Consider the following 20,628-nt stretch of genomic DNA (forward strand, 5'->3'; position numbering starts at 1 on the left):
GCATGATGGAGACGATGAAAGAACGGCTCGTGCTGCGCCGGCCGATCGGCAAGCACGAGGAACGGTCATACCTGGAGGTTGCTTTCACGGTGGAAGGTCCGGTGGAGCGCATCGATATCGCGTACCGTTACGAACGCGGAGGAGCGTCGGGGACGGTCGTCGACATCGGACTTCGTTCGCCCGAGCGGATCGTCGGCTGGAGCGGAGGCGCCCGCGAAGCGTTCTTCGTCGGTATGGAGAAAGCGACCCCGGGCTATCTGGCGGGTCCGGTCGCCGAGGGCGAATGGGCCGTGCTGCTCGGAGCGTACAAGATCCCCGAAGACGGCGCGGAAGTGATCGTCGAGGTGGAATTCGCCCGGCCGCACGGACGCTGGATGAAAGGCGACCTTCATATGCACAGCGTGCACAGCGACGGAAGTTATACGATCGAGCAGGCGAAGGATTCCTGCAAGGCGCGCGGGCTGGAATTCATGGCGCTGACGGATCACAATACGGCGTCGCAGAATGCCGCGGCGCTTGCCCCGGACGAGCTGCTGCTGCTGATTCCCGGCGTGGAGTTGACGAGCTATTTCGGCCATGCCAACGTGCTCGGCGTTCCGGATGCGCTGCGCGATTTTCGCGTGACGACGCCGGAGCAAGCGGGCGAGGCGCTCGGGGAAGCGCGGGAGCGGGGCGGCTTCGTGTCGCTGAATCATCCGTTCTGTCCGTCCTGTCCGTGGGAGCTCGGCTTTGACGTGCCGTACGACGCGATCGAGGTATGGAACGGACCGTGGCGCGCGCTCAACGAACGCGCGCTGGCCTGGTGGCAGGAGCAGCTTGCGCAGGGCCGCCGGGTGATCGCCTTGGGCGGCAGCGACGCGCACCGGGAAGACCGGTTCGTGAAGCACGGGCGTCCGACGGCTTCCGTTTGGACGGAAGCCGATACGGCGCAGGGCGTGCTGGCGGGCATCCGTCAAGGCCGCGTCGTGCTGCAGTTCGATCCCGACGAAACCTGCATGGCGCTCGCCTCGGGCGAGTACGGCATCGGCGACACGATTCCGCGGCATGCCGTCGGGGAGCAGGGCGGCGTTCCGCTGACCATCGACATTTGCAGCGCCAAGGGAGACCGCGTCGCGTTATGGTCCGATCGCGGCATCGAAGCCGTATGGGACATTATCGTTCCATCCGCCTCCGCCGAGGCGGGAGACTGGGAGACGGAAGCCGCGGAGGCCGGCGGCTGGACCGTGCAGCGGGAGATCGCCGCGATCTTGGCCTTCGATGCACGGGAAGATCAGGGCGGCGTGCCCGCGATCCCGGCCGGGGCTTCCGCAGAGTCGGGCATCGCGCCGCAACTTGTTGAGACGGAGAGCGGTCAGGTTCGCCTGCGCTTCCAAGGCTCGGGGGACCGGCTGTTCTACCGGCTGGAGGCGCGCCGCGCCGTTGAAGGGCTGAAGCAATCCGTCATGACCTGCATGACGAATCCCGTGTACATCGAACGGGCGTAGGACGCGCGGTTTAGAACGCGATCTAAGCCGGCGGAACGGCCGACCGAGGATCGGTCCGTCTTCCGCGTCTGTCCCGTCTGCCGTCACACCGGCTTGCGCCGGCATGCATATAGGCTGTCTTCTCCGCCGCCGGGCGAGGGACGGCCTTTTTGCCGTGCCTCCTTTTCCCGGCTCGGTTCTATTTTCGCGGTCAAGGTACCGAGTGCGCGCCCCCGCTGTAAACTAGTAGCAGAACGATCGATTTCGGCGCGGAGATTTCCGCGGTTATTCGGAAAATCGCTCGACCTCCGCTTGGAAGCTTTCTTTTTTGGTCATACTGGCTAGTAGTGTGAGACGATTGAGGGAGGCGCGAAGCATGACCATTTTGCCGATACATGAACGGCTTGCGGAGCTGTGGACCATTCGCGGGGGACGGCATCTGACCGGGGAAGAGCAGGCGGATTTCGAACACTGCTTGGCGGTCAATGCCATGCATGTCAGACAACTCGCCAACCTGCACAATCTATCGTTGGCCGCTTCGATGGCCGGGGACGTCGAGTGGCAGCACGAGATTTGCCGCAGGCTGGAGAAGCTGAGCGGACTGCCGCCGGGCTCGCCCCAAATATAGCCTTCACATAGGGCGTCGTGTTAAAGCCCGACTGGAATAGCAATTCGCGCTCGGCCGCTTTTCGGCCGGGACAAGCCCGCCGCGGACGCCGTATCCGGCGCATCGCTTGCAAACGTTCCCCCTCTCCGGGTATGCTCGGAGGATAAAGGAGGCGATTCGCCATGCGCGTGCATTCTTTTCCGCCGATGATTCGCGAGGGAGCGAAGGTGCTTGTGCTGGGCAGCATGCCCGGTGCCGCTTCCCTTGCGGCGGACCAATACTACGGCAATCCGCGCAACCATATGTGGCGGGTGCTTTACGGCTTGTTCGGACGGGAGCCGGACGAGGCTTACGAGGACCGGCTCGCGTTTGTCTCCTCGCACGGGATTGCCATGTGGGACGTCATTGCCTCCTGCGAACGCGAAGGCAGCCTGGATGCCAACATCCGCGACGAGGCTCCGAACGATTTGCCGGGATTGCTCGCGGACTATCCCGGCGTGCGCGGGTTGATTTTCAACGGCGCGAAGTCGCATGACACGTTCATGAAATATTTCAAGGACCATCCCGGGCTGGCGGGTCTGGCCAAGCTGAAGCTGCCGTCGACCAGTCCCATCCCCACGAGGACGATGCGCACGACCGCGGACCGCATCGAAGCCTGGCGCGCGTTGATGCCGTACTTGAATTGAACGTTTGCCGCTTGCAATTTTCGCAAGGTCGCATATAATAGGGGAAATAACAGCCACATACGATGAACGGGACAGTAGCTTGCAAGACGCTGACAGCAGCGAGCCGGGGAGGTGGGAGCCGGCGCAGCGGTGCAAGGGAAGCGCACCCGGGAGTTGATCCACTGAATCCGGCAGGCATTCGCCTCGCGAGCCGCCGCCATAGGTCGATCCGGTCACCCCGTTATCGTGTTCGAGAGGCGCTCGCAGCGTTCGCGTTTCCTTCGTGAGAGGGAGCCGGCCGGTTGCGGAGCCAGAAGAGTGGTACCGCGGAAATCAACCTCCGTCTCTTTATAGAGACGGGGGTTTTCTTGTTGTCCGGACCGAAGCCGATTATAGTGGGAACAGGAGAACGAACAAGACGGGAGACCGCGACATGAACGATAAGGCGAAAGTGAACATCATGCTCGAGAGCGACATCGACGGCGAATTGCAGCAAAACAGCCTCGGCGGCGAGTGGTACCGCAAAGGAAGCACGTTTTTCCTGCGATACGAAGAGACCGAGGAAGGCAGCGAGGTGCGCACCCTGGTGCGATGGCGTGACGGCGAGCTGAGCGTCACCCGGCGGGGGGACGTCGAATCGCAGCAGACGTTCGTCGCCGGCGCGCGACGAAGCGGGCAGTATGCGTCCCGGCACGCGTCGTTCGCGTTGGAGACGGAAACGAGCTTCCTGTGGGTTCAGTTCGGCGACCTGTTGAAGCCCGACCCGAGCGAGGACCGGCTGCTGCCGAACCTGCCGCTGCTGCTGGAGTGGCATTACAAGCTGCTGGTCGACGACGAGCAGATCGGCGACTTCGTCATTCGCCTCCGCGCGGAAGCGGACGGCGGCAAGTAGAAAACCGGGCACGCGTTCGAGCCGAATCACCGGCATCGAGGCCTTGCCTCGCAAAACTTAACTTATGCTTACGAAGCAGTTTTGCTTTTCTCGCCGAATCACCGGCTTCGTAGGCTTCGCCATCGCAAAACTTAGCTTATGCTTACGAAGCAGTTTTGCATTTCTTGCCGGGATCACCGGCTTCGTAGGCTTCGCCATCGCAAAACTTTTAGGAGGTCAAAATTCATGAAACCTAACGTCATTGAACTGCTTTATCAGCAAGTCCAAGAAGCCATAGCCGACGCGGTCGTTGCCGCGGGTCTGGCCGCGCGCGAAGAATTGCCGGTCTTCGTGCTGGAAGTGCCGAAGGAGAAGGCGCACGGCGACCTCGCCACGAATGCCGCCATGCAGCTGACGAAGCTGGCCAAGAAGAACCCGCGCCAAATCGCGGAAGCGATCATTGCCAATCTGGACGCGGCCAAAGCCTCGATTCAGAGCGCCGAGATCGCCGGCCCCGGCTTCATTAATTTCCGCATGGACCGCAGCTACCTGTACCCGGTCATCGCGCAAACGGTCGAGCAAGGCGCCGATTACGGCCGTATCGGCATCGGGGAAGGCCAGCGCGTGCAGGTCGAGTTCGTCAGCGCCAATCCGACCGGCAGCCTTCACCTCGGTCATGCCCGCGGCGCTGCCGTCGGCGATGCGCTCTGCAACCTGCTTGATTTTGCGGGCTACGGCGTGACGCGCGAATACTACATCAACGATGCCGGCAATCAGGTGGCGAACCTGGCGCTCTCGATCGAAGCGCGCTATAAGCAGGCGCTCGGCCACGATGCCGCCATGCCGGAGGATGGCTACCACGGCGAGGATATCATCGGCTTCGCGAAGGCGCTGGCCGAGACCGAGGGCGATCGCTTGCTCTCGCTGCCCGAACAAGAACGCTTCGCCTTTTTCCGCGATTACGGCCTGGAGCGCGAGCTGGCCAAGATCCAACGCGACCTCGCCGAATTCCGCGTCAACTTCGACGTCTGGTTCAGCGAGACCGCGCTCTACAAGACGGGCCAAGTCGAGCAGGCGCTCGAGGCGCTGCGCGCCCGCGGCCAGATCTACGAAGAAGAAGGCGCGACTTGGCTGAACACGATGCCTTACGGCGACGACAAGAACCGCGTGCTCGTGAAGAATGACGGATCGTACACGTATTTGACGCCGGACATCGCGTACCACCGCGACAAATACGGACGCGGCTTCGACAAAATGATCAACATCTGGGGCGCCGACCACCATGGTTACATCCCGCGCGTGAAGGCGGCGATGGAGGCGCTCGGCAACGATCCGCAGAAGCTGGTCGTGCTGATCGCGCAGATGGTCAGCCTGTTCCAGAACGGCGAGAAGGTCAAGATGTCCAAACGTACCGGCAAAGCGGTCACGATGGAAGACTTGACGGAAGAGGTCGGCACGGATGCGATCCGCTACTTCTTCACGATGCGCAGCATGGATTCCCACCTCGATTTCGATATGGACTTGGCCATCTCGACCTCGAACGAGAACCCGGTGTTTTACGTGCAGTACGCCCACGCGCGCATCTGCAGCATCTTCCGCCAAGCGGAAGAACAAGGCATTGCCGTGCTGCCGCTTGGCGAAGTGGACCTCGGCCAATTGACGACCGAGCATGAATTCGACCTGCTCCGCAAGATCGGCGAGCTGCCGCTCGAGATCGCGGAAGCCGCGTCGCAGTACGCGCCGCATCGCCTGATCCGCTATGTATACGAGCTCGCGTCGCTGTTCCACAGCTACTACCGCGCGGATCGCGTCATCACCGAGGATCCGGCGCAGACCCAAGCCCGCTTCGCGCTGCTCGGCGCCGCCCGCGTCGCGATCGCGAACGTGCTGAAGCTCGTCGGCGTTTCCGCGCCGGAGCGCATGTAGGCAGCCTTGCCGGCAGCGCCCGAACGCGGGGCAGCCTCGCCCCCGCTTCGCCGCCGGCCCGCAAGCCCGGGCCACGGCAAGCGCTAACGCAAAAAGGGCCGGGAACCTACCGTTCCACGGCCTGCAGCATGCGCATGACATCCAGCTCCCCGGTCAATCGGGGGGCTTTCGTGCCTCTTAAGGGCAGCATGGACCGCTTGACGACGGCCTTGATATCCGTCGGCGTCAAGCCGGGACGATACGCCAGCAGCAGCGCGATGGCGCCGCTGACATGCGAGGTGGCCATCGACGTGCCGCTCATTTCGTTGTATTTGCCGCGCAGCCAGGAGGATAAGATTTTGTCGCCCGGCGCGTAGACGTCGATATACATGCCGCGGTTGCTGAACGGCGCGATGCGGCGCAGCCTGTTCGTCGCGCCGACCGCGATCGTCTGCGGATAACGCGCGGGATAGTCGATCGACTTGCGCTTGCCGTCGTTGCCGGAGGACGCCACGATGATGACGCCGGCGTTGAAGGCGTTGTTGACGGCGGTCAGCAGCGATTTGCTGCGCGTTTTCATGCCGAAGCTCATGTTGACGATATTCATGCCGCTGCGTACGCACCAGTCGATGCCGAGCACGATGTCGGACACGAAGGCGCTGCCGTTGTGGTCGAACGCTTTGACCGGATAGACCATGGCGCGGGGGGCGACGCCGATCATGCCGTGAACCTGGTTCGCGGCCGCGATCGTGCCGGCGATGTGCGTGCCGTGGCCGTTATCGTCATGCGGCAGCGTGCCGCGGTTCAATAAATTGATGCCGCGCCCGAGGGATTGCTTCAGGTCGGGATGGCTGAAGTCGACGCCGGTGTCGATGACCCCGACTTTGACGCGGTGGCCGGTCGTCGAGCTCCAGGCGAGCGGAGCCTTGATTTCCTGCACGCCCCATGGAATGCCCTTGTCGCGGGCGGACGGTTTGGTCACGGTGGCGTGCACCGTCACCTGGGGGTCGTTCTCGATCCATAATCCGCTGGCGGGGGCGGCGGCCAGCAATTCGCTCGAAACGGGGAGAGAGAAGGCCTTTATGAAGGGTAAATGCCGAACGGCTGCCGATGCGCCCCCGTCCGGCATGTCGAAGTTCGACCATTCGAGCAGGAAGCGCTCATAGTCGCCTTGCTGCCGGAAGCGGACGATTCGCCGCTTTGCGGCGGGTGAAGGAAGGGTCGACGCGCTGTGCAACAGGCGGAGAATTGCGGATCTGTCCAAATTTGGCTTCCCCTCCATGGCGAATCATGCTGAACTATTGTATGAAGGGGAGCAACAAGCTGTATGAGCAACTTGCCTTTTTTCGCATAATTAGGCTGCAAACCGTGTCATTCGCCGTACGGGGACATAGTATAGACCAAGAGCCCTTAGCAGGCTCTTGTTACCGGCAAAGGCGCCCGTCGCCCGGTCCGGAAGGATACAGTCGAGGCGGAGGGCCACCTTCGCTTTTTCTTTTTGAAAACGCGAGACATACATAGTTTCCGCTTTCTCCGAACCCGCGGGCAGGGCATGCTTGCTTTTTGATAAAAAATAGGTTTTACTATAGTTTGATAATGGATTGCTTGCAATCGGCAGGCAATTTGACATGAGAGGAAGTGTCCGAATTTGAGCAGCGAGATCGTCTTGAAGATCGATCCGGAACGCATCAAGGAAATGCCGATGGTCGATCTGGCATTTGAATTGCTTAAAGCGGCCAATACGCCGTTTTACTATCGCGACATCATGAATGAAATTGCCAAAATCCGGGGCCTGTCCCAAGATCAAATCAACCAAGTGATTGCGCAAGTATATACGGAAATCAACATTGACGGGCGCTTCGCGTGCGTCGGCAGCAACATGTGGGGACTGAAGCGCTGGTACCCGGTCGAACGCAACGAAGATCCGGTCGGCAACGCCAAGCGTTCGCGGATCATCAACGACGAGGACGACGACGACGACACGTACACGGACGAGGAAGAGGATACGTACGCGGCCGAGGACGACGATTTCGATTCCTACGACGAGGATCAAGAGATCTTCGACGAAGCCGAGGAAGAAGCGGAAGTCGATGAGGAAGTGCTGATCGACGACGAGGAAATCGAAGAAGAAGACATCGCGGGGGACGCCGAAGGCGAGGATGCCGACACCGACGAAGACAGCGAAGAGGAAGACGACGAGGACGAAGAAGAGGAAGAAGACGGGAAGTAAAATAGACCGCACTCGCCTGTCTATGTTCCCTTGACAGGCGAAGCCGCGGCAGAGTAAACTATTGTTTGGGCTTCAAGTTCGGACATAAGGTATAAGCCAAAATTAGAAAGTGCCCCGTGGTTACGGGTGTCACTTTTTTCTTTTTTATGGACCGTTTTTCTTAGGGAATTGGGAGAACCTATATCATAACCATACAGGCGTGGAGGGTATCATCAGTGACTAAGTACATTTTCGTAACAGGCGGTGTCGTTTCATCGCTTGGCAAGGGCATTACGGCAGCATCGCTCGGGCGCTTGCTCAAGAACCGCGGTCTTAAGGTGACCATTCAGAAATTCGATCCGTACATCAACGTCGACCCGGGAACGATGAGCCCTTACCAGCACGGCGAGGTCTTCGTAACGGACGACGGCGCGGAAACGGATTTGGATTTGGGTCACTACGAGCGTTTCATCGATATTAACCTGTCGAAGAACAGCAACGTCACGACGGGCAAGATCTATTCGACCGTCATTACCAAGGAACGCCGCGGCGAATACCTGGGCGGAACCGTGCAAGTCATTCCCCATATCACCAACGAGATCAAAGAACGCGTCTTCCGCGCGGGCAAAGAAACCGGGTCGGACGTCGTCATCACCGAGATCGGCGGCACCGTCGGCGATATCGAGAGCCTTCCGTTCCTCGAAGCGATCCGCCAGATCAAGAGCGACATCGGCCGCGAGAACGTAATGTACATTCACGTCACGCTGATTCCTTATATCAAAGCGGCGGGAGAAGTGAAAACGAAGCCGACGCAGCACAGCGTGAAAGAGCTGAGAAGCATCGGCATCCAGCCGAACGTCATCGTATGCCGTACGGAATACCCGCTTGCCGAAGATTTGAAGCGCAAAATCGCCCTGTTTTGCGACATCGACGAGAACGCGGTCGTGGAATGCCGCGATGCGTCCACGCTCTACGAGGTTCCTCTCAATCTGCGCGACGAGGGATTGGACGAGATCGTCGTCAATCATCTGAAGCTGACGACGAATCCGCCGGACATGACGGCGTGGGAAGACCTCGTTCGCCGCGTGAAGCAGCTCAGCCGGACGACGGAGATCGCCATCGTCGGCAAATACGTCGCGCTTCACGACGCCTACCTCAGCATCGTGGAATCGCTCAGCCACGCCGGCTTCGACGCCGACGCGGACGTGAAGGTGCGCTGGGTGAACGCGGAAGAATTGACGCCGCAGAACGTCGCGGACAAACTCCAAGGCGTCCACGGCATTCTCGTGCCGGGCGGGTTCGGCGACCGCGGCATCGAAGGCAAGATCGTGGCGATTCGCCATGCGCGCGAGCATAACGTGCCGTTCTTCGGCATTTGCCTCGGCATGCAGGTGGCGGTCATCGAGTATGCGCGCCACGTGACCGGGCTCAAGGACGCGAACAGCTCCGAGATCAATCCGCTTACGCCTTATCCGGTCATCGATTTGCTGCCGGAACAAAAGGACATCGAAGACATGGGCGGCACGATGCGCCTGGGTCTCTATCCGTGCAAATTAACGCCGGGCTCCCTGGCCGAGCGCGAATATAACGACGAGCTCGTGTACGAGCGGCACCGTCACCGGTATGAGTTCAACAATGAATTCCGCGAAACGATCGAATCCGCGGGTCTGCGCATCACGGGAACCTCGCCGGACGGCCGTCTGGTCGAAATGGTGGAACTTCCGGAACATCCGTGGTTCCTCGCGGTGCAATTCCATCCGGAATTCACGTCGCGTCCGAACCGGCCGCAGCCGCTTTTCCGCGGATTCGTCCGCGCCGCGCTGCAATTGGCGGAGAGCTAACACGCACTGTCAACACTAAAGTTTTTTTCCAGCTCAAGCAGGAAAATGGATGTTTGGACGCGAAATCATTAACCCATAATGGGATTCTAATCCAAATCGCGGAACATCGTGCATTCCTGGGAGGGTTCAAGTTGGAAAACAAGAAAGTCTTGATCGTCGACGACCAGAATGGCATTCGTATTTTATTGATGGAAGTATTCAGCAGCGAAGGCTACATGACGTTTCAGGCGCCGAACGGCAAGCTGGCGCTGGAGATCGTTCGAAACGAGTCTCCGGACCTGGTGTTGCTCGACATGAAGATTCCGGGCATGGACGGGCTTGAGATTTTGAAGCATGTCAAAGCGATCAATAAAGACATCAAAGTCATCATGATGACGGCGTACGGCGAGCTCGACATGATCAAAGAAGCGACCGATCACGGCGCGCTGATGCACTTCACGAAGCCGTTCGACATCGACGAGATGCGGATGGCGGTCAACTTGCAGCTTCGCGGCGGCGAATCGGGCGGCTGGTACGCAGTGGGATCCTAGCACAAGGGATCCCGCTTTTTTTGTTTCGGGGCCTCGAGCCGGGGGATGGCAAGACTTGTACCAAAGCCCGGATGGATGTGATATAATGACCGGGTGCGATATTCAGAGGCGTGATGCAAGATCAGTCAGGCGCATGTCTTCCAAACCAGCCGTCTGCCGCTCGGCAGAGGTGGTGGGCGAAGCGTCGCATATCACAGACAATGTATGGAGCCGTTCGTCGACGCCATACCACCTTAGGAGGAGTAGAGAACCATGCCACTCGTTTCAATGAATGAATTTCTGCCGAAAGCCAAAGCAGGCAAATTCGCGGTCGGTCAATTCAACATGAACAACCTGGAGTTCGCGCAAGCGATCACCGACGCTGCCATCGCAGAGAAATCGCCGTTTATTTTCGGCGTATCCGAAGGCGCCCTGAAATATATGGGTATCGAATACACGGTTGCCATCGCAGAAGCGGCAGCCAAGAAATCCGGCTTGCCGATCGCGCTTCACCTGGACCACGGCAGCAGCTTCGAAGTTGCCATGAAGTGCATCCGCGCGGGCTTCTCGTCCGTTATGTTCGACGGTTCCCACTACTCGCTGGAAGAGAACATCGCGATCACGAAAGAAGTCGTAAAAGCGGCTCACGCGATGGGCGTATCCGTTGAAGGCGAGCTCGGCACGATCGGCGGCGTCGAAGACGACCTGAGCGTTGACGAGGAGCATGCTTCCCTGGCGAAACCGGAAGAAGCGATCCGTTTCTTCGAAGAAACGGGCGTAGACTGCCTGGCGATCGCGGTAGGCACGGCGCACGGCATGTATAAAGGCGTACCTAAGATCCATTACGATATCATTCAAAAAGTAACCGACGCGATTCCGGTTCCTGTCGTATTGCACGGCGGTTCGGGCGTGCCGGACGAAGCCATCCGTTTGTCCGTAGCGGCAGGCGTCGGCAAGATCAACGTCAACACGGAGAACCAAGTCGCTTGCACGAACGCGATCCGCGAAGTGCTCGCAGCCAACGATTCCGTGTACGATCCTCGTAAATACCTGGTACCTGCGCGTGCCGCGATGCAAGCCGTAGTTCAAGAGAAAATCCGTTTGTTCGGCAGCAGCAACCAAGCTTAACTTCCGATAGTCAAAGGAATCGAACAGCCGCGCAGCGCGAAAGGGAAGCAGGCGCCCCGTCCTTCAAGATCGCTTTGAAAGATGGAGCGCTTGTTTTCTGGCATTCAGGGCTTGCCGCGGCTGTTTGTTCCCTTGCTCTCACCGGATGGGAGGATAACGAATTCCGATGGAAAAATTGATGATTCGCGGCGGTCGCCCGCTGCGCGGCACCGTGCAAATCAGCGGTGCGAAGAACAGCGCCGTTGCGCTTCTGCCCGCTTCGATCCTGGCGGAATCAACGGTGACGCTGGATAATCTGCCTCATCTGAGCGACGTGGCGGTCTATAGTGAAATCCTGGAAGAGCTAGGCGGCATCGTGGAATGGAGCGGCGACTCGATCGTCATCGATCCGTCCGCCATGGCATCCAAGCCGATGCCGAACGGCAAAGTAAAACTGCTCCGCGCGTCCTACTACTTGATGGGGGCCATGCTCGGACGCTTCGGCGAAGCGACGATCGGCATGCCGGGCGGCTGCAATTTCGAACCGCGTCCCATTGATCAGCATATCAAAGGCTTTGAAGCGCTGGGCGCAACGGTCACGAACGATCACGGATCCATTCGCATCGTTGCGAAAGAACTCCGCGGCGCCAAAATTTATCTCGACGTCGTCAGCGTTGGGGCGACGATTAATATCATGCTCGCGGCCTCGCGGGCCAAGGGCTTCACGATTATCGAAAATGCGGCGAAAGAGCCTGAAATCATAGATGTAGCTACGCTCCTTAACGCCATGGGCGCGAAAATCAAAGGAGCCGGGACGGAGACTATCCGGATCGAGGGCGTCGAGCGGATGCACGGCTGCCGACACTCCATCATTCCCGACCGGATTCAGGCGGGTACCTATATGATCGCGGCAGCGGCGACGCGCGGCGACATGCTGATCGACAACGTCATTCCGAAACACATGGAAGCGATCACGGCCAAGCTGCAGGAGATGGGTGTCCACGTCTACGAAATGGATGAGTCCATCCGCATTGTCGGCCAGCCCGCTTACGAAGCCATTGACGTCAAAGCCCTCGTGTATCCCGGTTTCGCCACGGATCTGCAATCTCCCATGACCAGCCTGCTCACGCAAACGGCGGGCGTCAGCATTTTGAGCGACTACGTCTATAGCAGCCGCTTTAAGCATGTCCCGGAATTGACGCGGATGGGCGCCAATATTCGGGTCGAAGGTCGATCGGCCATCATCGAAGGCGGCAAGTTGAACGCCGCGAAAGTCCGCGCCTCCGACCTGCGCGCGGGTGCCGCGCTCGTCGTGGCCGCGCTCACCGTCGATGAAGGCGTAACGGAAATCACCGGCGTGGAATACATCGACCGCGGGTACGACAACCTGGTCGAGAATCTGCGCATGCTCGGCGCGGACGTCTGGCGCGAGTAGTTCTAGTTCTCTATTAAATTTGGAGTCGGTCTTCGAATAGAGCGGACCGATTCCGGCAATGATGGAAGAAGCTCCGCATTTTACGGAATCTGCGAAAGAATCGGATTTATCGGCATTCATTGCTTATAATTCCATGGGAAGAGGCGCGCTCCGCCGCAGGACGGCGATAGCCGGTTCTTCTTGAACCTTGATAAGAAGTGGTGATACTATGTCTGAACTTCAGATCACGGATCTTGAAGTGATGAAGCTCACGGAGCTTTACAAGCTGGCCAAACAGCACCAGATTCAGGGCTATGGCCAACTGAAGAAGAGGGAATTGATTTTTGCGATTTTACGCGCGCAAGCGGAACAAAGCGGTCTCATGTTCATGCAAGGCGTATTGGAAATTTTACCGGAAGGCTTCGGGTTTCTTAGACCGATCAACTACTTGCCGAGCACCGAGGATATCTACATTTCAGCCTCGCAGATTCGCAAGTTCGACCTTCGCACCGGTGATCTGGTATCCGGCAAGTGCCGGGCTCCCAAAGAAAACGAACGCTATTTTGGACTCCTTCAGGTCAATGCCGTCAACGGAGAAAGCCCCGAACATGCTGCAGAACGTCTTCATTTTCCAGCCTTGACTCCTCTCTACCCCGAGAAGAAACTCGTTCTCGAAACCGCCCAGTCCAAACTCTCAACGCGTATTATGGATGTGCTTGCGCCCGTCGGTCTCGGTCAGCGCGGATTGATCGTGGCGCCGCCGAAAGCAGGCAAAACGCTGCTGCTCAAGGAAATCGCCAATAGCATTTCGACCAACAACCCGGAGATCGAGCTGTTCGTGCTGCTGATCGACGAACGTCCCGAGGAAGTGACGGATATGTCGCGCTCGGTCAAGGGCGAAGTCGTAGCATCCACGTTCGACGAGCTGCCCGAAAATCATATCAAAGTGGCGGAATTGGTGCTGGAGCGCGCGCTGCGCCTGGTCGAGCACAAGAAGGACGTCGTCATTCTGCTGGACAGCATCACGCGGCTAGCCCGCGCGTACAATCTTGTCGTCCCGGCATCCGGACGGACGCTGAGCGGCGGTATCGATCCGGCTGCTTTTCATCGTCCGAAGCGTTTCTTCGGCTCCGCGCGCAACGTGGAAGAAGGCGGAAGCTTGACGATTCTGGCTACGGCGCTTATCGAGACGGGTTCCCGTATGGACGACATCATTTATGAAGAGTTTAAAGGTACCGGCAATATGGAGCTTCACCTCGACCGGAAGCTCGCGGAACGCCGTATTTTCCCTGCGCTCGATATCCGGCGTTCGGGTACGCGCCGCGAAGAGATGCTGCTGACCAAGGAACAGCTGGACAAAGTATGGGCGATCCGCAAAAACATGAACGATTCCATGGAATTCGTCGACGGCTTCCTGAAGAAGCTGGCGAATACAAAGGATAACGAGGAATTCCTGGCTTCCCTGGATACATCGGAGGTTTCGACTCCCTCGCCGCGCAGGCAGAACGCAAGCTCCGGCAGCGGTTCGGGCAGCGGCAGTGCGACGGGCGCATCCAGACGTCCGACGACGCGTTCGACGCCGGTCACTTAATTTGAAGGTTAAGCAGTTTGGCTTTTAGGAGGTACATCATGAATCTCGTATATGCAGACGAACAAGGCAACTTGTTCGATCACCCCGATTGGATCGGGCTCGGCCGCAGCGGCGACATGGTCGTGGAGCTCATGGAAGACGAGCTTATTCCGCTGCCGGACGGCGCCACGATGGTGGGTTTGCCGCATACGCGGCCGATCGGCATTCATGCCGCTTCGGGCGAGATGCGGCCGCTTCCCGGCAACTATCAAGCCGTCGGCGCATTGCTGCCGCAGGGCTTCACCCGCTTGTGCATTCCGGGCTACATGAAGACGGACAAGGCGCAGAAGCTTCCGCTGTTCGGCTATTCCGCGGTCGTTTGGAAAGACGGCGGTTTTTACGTCGCCGCGCAGAAAAGCGATGATCCGGAACGTTGGAACCCGCTCAATTGCGACCCGACCGAACTGAACGTCGGCGTCGAGCGGCTGCTGGCGAAGTACCCGGAGAATCGGCTTTATCAGCACTTATCGAATTGCGCGCTCGGGTACGAATGCCTGACCGCGTCGAATACCTTTTTACAGCGCTGGGAAGGAGCCGTCCCGGTTTCCTTCTCCTGCAATGCCGGGTGTTACGGCTGTATCTCCGAACAACCGGACGACAGCGGGTTTCCGGCGCCGCAGACGCGCATGAATTTCAAGCCGACGGTGCAAGAACTCGTCGACATCATGCTGGAGCATCTGAACGCGCCGGATTCCATCATCAGCTTCGGCCAGGGCTGCGAGGGCGAGCCGTCCACGCAAGCCAGAATCATCATCGACGCGATGCGCGAAGTGCGCAGCCGCACGCAGCTTGGCTACATCAACATCAATACCAACGCGGGCCTGACCGACCATATCCGCGGCATCGTGGACGCCGGTCTCAATCTGATGCGCGTGAGCACGATCAGCGCGCTGGACGATCACTACAACGCGTATTACAAACCGCGCGGCTATACGCTGGCCAATGTCGAGAAATCGCTTCGCTACGCGGCGGACAAAGGCGTTTATACCTCGATCAACTACTTGATCTTTCCGGGCGTGACCGACCGCGAGGAGGAGATCGAAGCGATGCTCGGGTTCGTGAAGCGGACGGGGCTCAAGCTGATCCAGATGCGCAACCTGAATATCGACCCCGAGAGCTATTTGGAGCTGATTCCGAAAGCGCAGGGCGAGATATACGGCATGAAGCAAATGCTGGAGATTTTCGCGGACGAGCTTCCCGATGTCGTCATCGGATCCTACACCCACGTGCCGCCGGCGCCGATGAAGCAGCCTTTTTGACGGTGGGCGAACCAGCCATTCCCGAATCGGAAAAGCATTGCGTCCCGGGTATAGGCGTGCTATAATCGAATTTGTCTGTTATAGAACTCTGGGTCCGCCTGTTGATCCAGGGCAGAAAGAAGGTGAACGAGATGAAACAAGGTATTCATCCGACATACCACGTCACGACGGTAACTTGCGCTTGCGGCAATAGCTTCGAGTCTGGTTCGATCAAACAGAACCTGCGCGTTGAGATTTGCTCCAACTGCCACCCATTCTTCACGGGTAAGCAAAAGTTCCTGGATGCCGGCGGCCGCGTCGACAAATTCAAAAAGAAATACGGTATCTAAGCCTATACGTCCGCTTTTGCCGGAAATTAGCAGAATACAAGAACCTCCCTCAGCCATCCTAATGGTTAAAGGGAGGTTTTTTTATGTCAAGCCAACGTATAGTGCTCGGCACCTTCGTGCTTGCGGCTGTCATTTCGCTTGCCGGCTGCGCAGGCAATAAGGACGCCACCAATAATTATAATGCCAAGTCGTACGGACACGATGGCTATATGGGGTTATCCAACAGCAATCCGCATTTGCCGAACCGCAACGGACAATTTTTGAATCAAGATTCGGACGGCGATTTCGCGCAGGAGAAGCTTAGGCAAGTCCCGGGCGTGAATAAGGCGAGAATCATCTTTCAGGCGCCGGATATGTTCGTCACGGTGACCCCCAAGAAAGGCTATGACAGCGCGCAGGTTAAAGCAAAAGCGATTGCCGTGCTGCGCTCGAACATGCCTCGTTACAACGTTCATGTCAATATGTCCCGTTGATCGACCGGCTTTCGGCGAATCGGCTTGCACTTTTGGTTTGAACGAGCTATACTTATCTCTGCCGTGCTAGACGGGGAGGTAGCGGTGCCCTGTAACTCGCAATCCGCTGTAGCGGGGTTGAATTCCTTTCGTAGGTTTTTGCAGTGTGGGGCTGGTGTTCATGAACAGTGTTGACGGCCGGGTCCTCCGCAATGGACGCTTGTGAACGGGTCAGGTCCGGAAGGAAGCAGCCATAAGTAAGTTAGTTCATGTGCCGGAGGAGTGCTTGACCAGAGCTGGGAGTGAGCTTTCCGCTCATGTCGCTTAAATCGAGGATAGGTGCACGGTCCTGATTTATAAGATGATAACATCCGAATTGACTTCTTAAGTCATGCAGGGTGTTTTTTCGTTTTCGCTAGAATATCGGCGAACGGCGCGACATATGGATTCCCCCGACGAAAACGTTGCCGAACTCGTGCAACCAACGGTTTTTTTGGCTGACGGCATCGTGTATAATAGAGAGACAGACTGGCGCTAGCCGCCGACAAGTACGTCATACAGCCGAAAGGAACGGACTTGACGATGTCACATATAGCCTTATACCGTGCTTGGCGTCCGCAGACGTTCCAGGATATGGTCGGCCAACAGCATATCATTCAAACGCTTCAGAACGCGATTCGCGAGGATCGGGTCTCCCATGCGTATTTGTTCAACGGACCCCGGGGGACAGGCAAGACGACGACGGCCAAAGTGCTGGCGAAAGCGATCAACTGCGAACGCGGTCCTTCGCCGGAGCCGTGCAATGTCTGCGACGCGTGCCGCGGAATCACGGCGGGTACCGTCATGGACGTCGTGGAGATCGACGCCGCTTCGAACCGCGGCATCGACGAGATCAGGGACATTCGCGACAAAGTCCGTTACGCCCCGTCGGAAGTTCGCTATAAAGTGTATATTATAGATGAGGTCCACATGCTCACGTCCGAGGCGTTCAACGCGCTGTTGAAGACGTTGGAGGAACCGCCCGCGCACGTCATTTTTATCTTGGCGACGACGGAGCCGCATAAGCTGCCGGCAACGATCATTTCGCGCTGCCAGCGCTTTGATTTCAGGCAGGTGTCGTTGCCGGAGCAGACGGAACGGCTGCGGCAGATTTGCGCCGAAGAAGGCATTTCGGCGGACGAGGACGCGCTTGCTTACATCGCGAGGCTCTCGGACGGCGGGATGCGCGATGCCATCAGCCTGCTGGAACAAGTCTCGGCATACGGCGGCGAGTATATCACGTTGAACGACGCCGTGGACGTCACGGGCGGTCTGGCCGCGGAGCAGTTCGAGCAATTGGCCGAAGCGGTGCGCGATAGAAATGCCGGCGCTATCCTGCCGCTGGTCGAAGGATTGATGCAGGCCGGCAAGAGTGCGGACAAGTGCCTAGAGAATCTTGTTTACTATTTCAGGGATTTGCTCGTGTTGAAGCTTGCTCCCCAGGGCAAGGCGGCCGCGACTGAGCGAATCGTCGACCAGGACAAATACAGGAGCATGGCTTCGTCCTTCAGCGCGGAATTATTGTTCCGCATGATCGACGTGCTGAATCAATACCAGCTGGAGATTCGCCATGCCTCGCTGCCGCAAACGATCTTCGAAGTCGCGCTGATGAAGATATGCACGCTGCAGGAAGCGGGAGCGCCGAGCGTTGTCGAAGCTTCTGCTTCGTCCAGACCATCGGACTCCGCGACCTCCGTCGGCGAAGTGCAGAGACTGCAGCAGCGCATCGAGGCGTTGGAACGCAAGATCGAACAACTGCTCCAATCCGGCGTTCGTCCGGAAGGCGGAGCCGCGGTCTCTCCGGATCAGGCGCGTGCCGGCGCCAATCGCGGCGCGAACAACTTCGGAAGAAGCGGTACAGGAGGCACGGGAGGCTCGATAGCCCGCGTGAAGCTCGATCCGTTTCTGGCTGCGGCGGAGAGTCAGGCGACAACCCAGGTGCGTATGAAATGGGCCGACATCTTGCAGCGGGTGAAGGGGAACAACATTTCGACGCATGCTTGGTTCGTCAACGGCGAACCTGTGGCTGCGGCGGACAACACCATTTTGGTGGCGTTCAAGAACTCCATCCACCGCGAGACGACCGAGAAGCCGGCGAACCGCGACGTGATCGAACGGGTGCTGAACGAAGCTTACAATCGCCCCGTGCGGCTCGCGACGGTGATGCTCAAGGAATGGCAAGCAGCCGCCGAGAACGGGCCGGCGCCGGCCGCGGAGCTGACGCTTCTTCAAGAAGACGAGGGAGGCGGACCGCCGCCGGAGCCGGAATGGGTCGAGGAAGCCGTGAAGCTTTTCGGCGAGGAATTGGTCGTTATCGAGGATAACTAGGCTTATTATGAATGACATTAACTAACTCAAGGAGTGATGAGGACAATGAATAACATGAACCAAATGATGAAGCAAGTGAAGAAGATGCAGGAGCAAATGCTGAAGGCGCAAGAAGAACTCGGCACTAAAACGATCGAAGGCACGGCAGGCGGCGGCGTTGTGACGGTTATCATTAACGGCCATAAGAACGTGCAAAGCATCGTGATCAAGCCGGAAGCGGTAGATCCCGACGACATCGAGATGCTGCAGGATCTCGTGATGACGGCCGTCAACGACGCGCTGAACAAAGCCGACGAGCTGGCAAACAAAGACATGGGCAAATTTACGGGCGGTATGAAAATCCCGGGCTTGTTCTAAATTTGTTCCAAGAGTAGAGGAGCTGCGCTTTGTATTATCCCGAACCGATAGCCAAACTTATAGATGCCTTCAGCCGATTGCCTGGCATCGGTCCGAAGACGGCGGCCAGATTGGCCTTTCATACCCTCAAGATGAAGGAAGACGACGTCATCGATTTCGCGAAGGCGCTCGTCAGCGTCAAGCGCAATCTTCATTATTGCTCGGTATGCTGCAATATCACCGACACCGATCCGTGCCGGATTTGCCAGGACAAGAGCAGGGATCAGTCCATCATCTGCGTCGTTCAGGAGTCGAGGGATTTGGTCGCGATGGAGCGGACGAAAGAGTTCGAAGGCCAGTATCACGTGCTGCAAGGTGCGATATCTCCCATGGAGGGCGTCGGTCCTGACGAGATCCGGATTGCCGAGCTGCTGCGCCGTTTAAGCGATGAGACCGTTCAAGAGCTGATTCTGGCGACCAATCCGAATATCGAAGGCGAAGCGACCGCGATGTATTTATCGCGGCTCGTGAAGCCGTTCGGCATCAAGGTGACGCGGATCGCCCATGGATTGCCGGTTGGCGGCGACCTGGAGTACGCGGACGAGGTCACTTTGTCCAAAGCGCTGGAAGGTCGCAGAGAACTAGGTTAACGTGAACAATATTGATACAAGCCCCGCGGGAGTTGCTCCCGCGGGGCTGTTTGCGTTTATCGGTCCGCGATGCCAGAGAGGCTCGTTCTAATTCCTGCCGAACCTCATACATTCAATTATATGCGCTTCGATAGTCAAGAAGAGGCGGACAGGCAGGAGGATGAGAGTCATGTGGAAATGGCTGAGAAGAAAGAAGCAGACTGCTGATCTCACGAAGAAGAACGAGCGGCAAGAACAGTTGGAGCTGATTGAAGAAATCAATACGGCCAAGAGAGAGTGGGAGAATGCGCAACGGTTTTTTGAGTATGCGGTCGACAGCGACCAGATCGACTATGCGATTTTTGCGATTGCATCCGCCGAGAAGAGGTACAGCATGCTGATTCGGAAAGCCAAGCGACTGCCGGCGCAATGGTCATTATTGAAAGGCGGTGCCGTTCAGTGAAAACGATTTGGATGGTCAGTTTGATCGCTTCTTCCCTGTTATTGATAATGGTGGTCGTGCGTAATAGGATGTCATTTAGGTGGTTAAGAAGATTTGCCCTTCATTTGGTCGCGGCTGCACTGGTCTTATACTTGCTTAATTATTCAGGCGTCATATCGGGATTCGAGGTACCGCTTAATCCGGCAACGATCGGCACGGTAGTTCTGCTTGGTTTGCCTGGTATCGCGCTTGTATTGGGCTTGCAGATGACGCTTTTTTGAAGTGGATAGAGCAGTTAAGAAAATAGCCGTGCGTTACACTTGACCAGACCTATGCGTATATGTTAAATTAGTTTTCGCGTCACAAGAGCAAACATTAATTTCAACAAAAAGAAATAAAAAATGCTTGCATTTGAATGACTGAGTGTGATATATTAATCAAGTCGCCGCTGAGACATGGGCGATACGAGAAAAGAACTTGTACCTTGAAAACTGAACAATGAGCGACCTGTCAAAAGGTTATAAAGTAAGTCAGCGATGAGCTAACAAGCACATCCTGAAAATGGCTTCGGCCACTTTTATGGAGAGTTTGAT

The 20,628-nt window shown here is 57.7% G+C and carries 20 protein-coding genes and 1 other RNA gene; 20 read left to right on the forward strand and 1 reads right to left on the reverse strand.

Annotated elements, in window-relative coordinates; translation table 11 throughout:
* Positions 1–2 precede the first annotated feature (2 nt).
* The 5 genes from AC50YL_RS31960 (at position 3) to argS (ending at position 5,532) form a co-directional block, all read left to right on the forward strand.
* Positions 3–1,484, forward strand: coding sequence for a CehA/McbA family metallohydrolase (locus AC50YL_RS31960; protein ID WP_494837410.1), 1,482 nt, complete (start codon positions 3–5; stop codon positions 1,482–1,484).
* Between the two features lie 355 nt (positions 1,485–1,839).
* Positions 1,840–2,091, forward strand: a complete 252-nt coding sequence (locus AC50YL_RS31965; protein WP_201755576.1) for a DUF7667 family protein — start codon at positions 1,840–1,842, stop codon at positions 2,089–2,091.
* A 161-nt stretch (positions 2,092–2,252) separates the two neighbouring features.
* Positions 2,253–2,756, forward strand: coding sequence for a DNA-deoxyinosine glycosylase (locus AC50YL_RS31970; RefSeq protein ID WP_494837413.1), 504 nt, complete (start codon positions 2,253–2,255; stop codon positions 2,754–2,756).
* Positions 2,757–3,168: 412 nt separating this feature from the next.
* Complete coding sequence (locus AC50YL_RS31975) at positions 3,169–3,627, forward strand: YwiB family protein (RefSeq protein WP_494837414.1); 459 nt, start codon at positions 3,169–3,171, stop codon at positions 3,625–3,627.
* 225 nt (positions 3,628–3,852) lie between these two features.
* Positions 3,853–5,532, forward strand: coding sequence for an arginine--tRNA ligase (gene argS / locus AC50YL_RS31980; protein WP_494837415.1), 1,680 nt, complete (start codon positions 3,853–3,855; stop codon positions 5,530–5,532).
* A 106-nt stretch (positions 5,533–5,638) separates the two neighbouring features.
* Here the strand turns inward: argS and AC50YL_RS31985 are convergent, their stop codons facing one another.
* A complete protein-coding gene (locus tag AC50YL_RS31985; RefSeq protein WP_494837416.1) occupies positions 5,639–6,775 on the reverse strand; it encodes a S8 family peptidase in 1,137 nt (378 codons plus the stop codon).
* 384 nt (positions 6,776–7,159) lie between these two features.
* On the opposite strand from AC50YL_RS31985, the gene rpoE reads away from it, so the two are divergent.
* From rpoE to AC50YL_RS32060, 15 genes are all read left to right on the forward strand, one after another.
* Positions 7,160–7,741, forward strand: a complete 582-nt coding sequence (rpoE, locus tag AC50YL_RS31990) for a DNA-directed RNA polymerase subunit delta (protein ID WP_494837418.1) — start codon at positions 7,160–7,162, stop codon at positions 7,739–7,741.
* 215 nt (positions 7,742–7,956) lie between these two features.
* Positions 7,957–9,561: a CTP synthase gene (gene pyrG / locus AC50YL_RS31995; protein WP_161746065.1), complete on the forward strand. Its 1,605-nt coding sequence runs from the start codon at positions 7,957–7,959 to the stop codon at positions 9,559–9,561.
* Between the two features lie 131 nt (positions 9,562–9,692).
* The gene (locus AC50YL_RS32000; RefSeq protein ID WP_161746064.1) at positions 9,693–10,091 is read left to right on the forward strand and encodes a response regulator; all 399 of its coding nucleotides are present in this window, start codon (positions 9,693–9,695) and stop codon (positions 10,089–10,091) included.
* A gap of 252 nt (positions 10,092–10,343) precedes the next feature.
* Positions 10,344–11,198: a class II fructose-1,6-bisphosphate aldolase gene (gene fba, locus AC50YL_RS32005; protein ID WP_494837419.1), complete on the forward strand. Its 855-nt coding sequence runs from the start codon at positions 10,344–10,346 to the stop codon at positions 11,196–11,198.
* A 166-nt stretch (positions 11,199–11,364) separates the two neighbouring features.
* Entirely contained in the window at positions 11,365–12,612 is a 1,248-nt protein-coding gene (murA, locus tag AC50YL_RS32010; RefSeq protein WP_494837420.1) for a UDP-N-acetylglucosamine 1-carboxyvinyltransferase, read from the forward strand.
* A 208-nt stretch (positions 12,613–12,820) separates the two neighbouring features.
* The gene (gene rho, locus AC50YL_RS32015) at positions 12,821–14,182 is read left to right on the forward strand and encodes a transcription termination factor Rho (RefSeq protein ID WP_494837422.1); all 1,362 of its coding nucleotides are present in this window, start codon (positions 12,821–12,823) and stop codon (positions 14,180–14,182) included.
* A gap of 38 nt (positions 14,183–14,220) precedes the next feature.
* On the forward strand, positions 14,221–15,480 hold the full coding sequence (locus tag AC50YL_RS32020) for a radical SAM family protein (protein ID WP_494837423.1): 1,260 nt from the start codon (positions 14,221–14,223) through the stop codon (positions 15,478–15,480).
* A 131-nt stretch (positions 15,481–15,611) separates the two neighbouring features.
* Entirely contained in the window at positions 15,612–15,809 is a 198-nt protein-coding gene (gene rpmE / locus AC50YL_RS32025; protein WP_161746059.1) for a 50S ribosomal protein L31, read from the forward strand.
* A gap of 83 nt (positions 15,810–15,892) precedes the next feature.
* Entirely contained in the window at positions 15,893–16,282 is a 390-nt protein-coding gene (locus AC50YL_RS32030; RefSeq protein WP_494837425.1) for a hypothetical protein, read from the forward strand.
* 61 nt (positions 16,283–16,343) lie between these two features.
* An RNA gene (ffs, locus tag AC50YL_RS32035) (signal recognition particle sRNA large type) lies at positions 16,344–16,608 on the forward strand.
* Between the two features lie 235 nt (positions 16,609–16,843).
* Positions 16,844–18,628, forward strand: a complete 1,785-nt coding sequence (gene dnaX / locus AC50YL_RS32040; RefSeq protein ID WP_494837426.1) for a DNA polymerase III subunit gamma/tau — start codon at positions 16,844–16,846, stop codon at positions 18,626–18,628.
* Between the two features lie 45 nt (positions 18,629–18,673).
* Positions 18,674–18,985, forward strand: coding sequence for a YbaB/EbfC family nucleoid-associated protein (locus AC50YL_RS32045; protein ID WP_161746056.1), 312 nt, complete (start codon positions 18,674–18,676; stop codon positions 18,983–18,985).
* A 29-nt stretch (positions 18,986–19,014) separates the two neighbouring features.
* Positions 19,015–19,614: a recombination mediator RecR gene (gene recR / locus AC50YL_RS32050; RefSeq protein ID WP_494837428.1), complete on the forward strand. Its 600-nt coding sequence runs from the start codon at positions 19,015–19,017 to the stop codon at positions 19,612–19,614.
* A 169-nt stretch (positions 19,615–19,783) separates the two neighbouring features.
* Positions 19,784–20,056, forward strand: a complete 273-nt coding sequence (locus AC50YL_RS32055; RefSeq protein WP_494837430.1) for a YaaL family protein — start codon at positions 19,784–19,786, stop codon at positions 20,054–20,056.
* Positions 20,053–20,316, forward strand: coding sequence for a pro-sigmaK processing inhibitor BofA family protein (locus AC50YL_RS32060; RefSeq protein WP_494837432.1), 264 nt, complete (start codon positions 20,053–20,055; stop codon positions 20,314–20,316). Before AC50YL_RS32055 ends, AC50YL_RS32060 begins: the two co-directional genes overlap by 4 nt.
* Positions 20,317–20,628: the final 312 nt, after the last annotated feature.

This window comes from Paenibacillus sp. J22P277 (assembly GCF_059383675.1).